2 protein-coding genes are annotated in these 2,543 nt (G+C 47.7%); both read left to right on the top strand.

Translation table 11 applies throughout. The annotated features are described in order from the left end of the window. Window positions 1-1,427: ATP-binding protein (locus tag ABYW01_RS19130; protein ID WP_372835919.1), on the top strand; the 1,427-nt coding region annotated here is incomplete at its 5' end. Window positions 1,428-1,439: 12 nt separating this feature from the next. Continuing rightward, window positions 1,440-2,543: TnsD family Tn7-like transposition protein (locus ABYW01_RS19125; protein WP_372835917.1), on the top strand; the 1,104-nt coding region annotated here is incomplete at its 3' end.

Genomic DNA, 2,543 nt, shown 5'->3' with positions numbered 1-2,543 from the left:
CAGTTCCAGAATACCGTGGTAATCCTCTCATTGAGGCATTACCGCCAATACTGTCCGAACAGGAAGCGGCAACGGCAATGTCGAAATTCCCGGAAATACCTAGTGAAGAAGACCGGAAGCAACCAAAAGAGATCAGGTTGCATTGTATTAATCGCCTAAAACACCTGGTACAGCCTCTACCCATTTATCTTGAACTCGAAAGTGTAGTGTCTTCGGTTATACGTGGTGGATATGTCGGACGAAATCCAATGGCTGTAGGGACTTGGCGTCATTTGTACTCTCTCTCAACGGAGCGGGGCGCTGCATCAGATTTCGTTTCAACAGCATCATCACTTAGTCTGGTCGGGTTGAGTGGAATCGGTAAGAGTACCGCACTTAACTCGATCCTCAATCTGTATCCACAAGTGATCCGGCATCAAAAATACGGTGACCGTGGATTTGTGCACACACAGATCACTTATTTGAAGCTTGATTGTCCCCACGACGGTTCTTTGTCAGGTTTGTGCAGGGCATTCTTCCGAGCAGTAGACGTTGCTATAGGGCAAGATCGTTATACCCGACGCCTTCGGCCCAAAGCGGGAGTAGCGGAACTGATTCAGATGATGGAGCAAGTAGCCAGTACTTACTTTATTGGCGCTCTGTTCATCGATGAATTGCAGCATTTACGTGTCGCGAAGACTGGTGGCAAAGAGAATATGCTGAACTTCTTTGTAAACCTAATCAATTGCATTGGTATTCCAGTGGTTTTCGTCGGAACTAATTCAATGGTCGGGTTGTTTTCTGATGTAATGCGTAATGCGCGTCGGGCCTGTGATATGGGTGATCATGAGTTCGAGAAACCAACACAAGATGACCCTACTTGGAGACTTTTACTGGATGCCGTTTGGCGATATCAGTGGGTTCAATGTCCTGGGACGTTGACGGCTGATCTTAGGGAGCTACTTTACGACTTAACCCAAGGCGTGACTGATTTTCTGGTGAAGCTGATGATTCTTGGCCAGCGCTATGCCATTCAAACTGGTAAGGAAACACTGACTCCAGAGGTATTCAGCTACATTGCCGACACCAAAATGAAGCTTTTAAAACCTGCTATTGCCGCATTACGCAGTGGGGAGGCAGGGCTGATGGTTAAGTTTGAAGATCTATTGCCCACAGATGAACAGCTCAAGGTCATGATGACGCCCAGCGATGCTGAAAAGCTCAAGGATCGGGCGAGCCTGTTAGCGAAGATGCAGCCGTTCCCGCAGCATTCTGAAGCTGATAGTTTCTCGCCTGAGAAGCCGGCAACTGTTTCGTCAACACAAACGAAAAGGCAGTCTGAGGCCCGGGAGCTTGCCCAGCAAACTGATTCGCTTGCTGCATTAAAAGGAGCAGGGTGGCTGTTACAGGATCCATTTGAGTTTTCGCCGACTTATTGTGAGCTTTGAGGTTGCATGATCATGGGACGGCTCGACTTTTGTCCTGAGGTCTTTCCTGATGAGACTTTATTTAGCTTTGTAAGTAGATATCACCGTTTGACGGGTTTTCGGGAATTTCGAAATACAGTTGAGCTGTTGTTCGGTACTCATAAAGTATCCCTTCATTGTGATTTTCCACAGTACCTGCATGTAGCAAGTGCAATGCTATTTCCTGAGGAAGAGCCCTCTTTCGTTATTGATAACCTCACGATCTTCCCATACTTCCGGCCATACCTGTCCTCATGGCAAATCGAAAAAGCGACTGCTTATCTTACTGGCAGACAAACAGGTGCGATCAAAACATTACTTGGCATGGTTGCCAGTCAAGTCGGAGCCGCAACGCTATACAGGTATTGCCCAGCGTGCCTTGATGCAGATCGGTGCACCTATGGTCAGGCCTATTGGCACCGTATTCATCAAATACCAGGAGTATGGGTTTGCCCAGCGCATCAACTGCCTCTGTTTGAAGTCGATCAAGCGTGGATGGCTGGGCACCGAAAACGACTTGTATTGCCAGATGAGACCGATGTAAGGAAGCATTCAATTCCACTGCCCGTGATTTCTTCCAGGCTAGATACCCTCAATCGTCTAGCACAAGTGAGTGCTCAAATACTCAACGCCAACTTGGGCGGAGTCCCTCCTGAGGTTTGGCGCCAACTCTACTTAGAGCGAGCCATCGAACTCGGTTTGGCCCGACCGTATGGTCGGTTATCTTTGGATGCTCTGGGTTCTTATCTTCTAAGTGCTATCGCTAAATTCCCTGCAGAACATGAGTTTAGGATTTGTGAGTTAATCTTAGGAGAGTTGCCTAGCTGGTTGCTGATGCTATTGCGTAAACAAAGACGAGCGCTGCATCCACTTAAGCACCTATTGTTATCCGAACTCTTAGGTCTTAAGAGTGAGGACATGCTGAAGGCAGTACAGGTGACTAGATTACTTGACGGAGCGGAATCGTCATCACAACACGAAGGTAAATCCAGTAGGGCGAGTGATGAACTTCTATGTCAGATAATGACAAGCTCTGGAGGGTCACTAACAAAAGTGGCTGAGATTACGGGTGTTAGTGTTACCACTCTACGGTTGGAT

This window comes from Pontibacterium sp., from assembly GCF_041587635.1.
Classification (GTDB): Bacteria; Pseudomonadota; Gammaproteobacteria; order Pseudomonadales; family Balneatricaceae; genus Pontibacterium.
The sequence above is the reverse complement of the archived record's forward strand: the minus strand, read 5'-3'. Positions and strand labels throughout refer to the sequence as shown.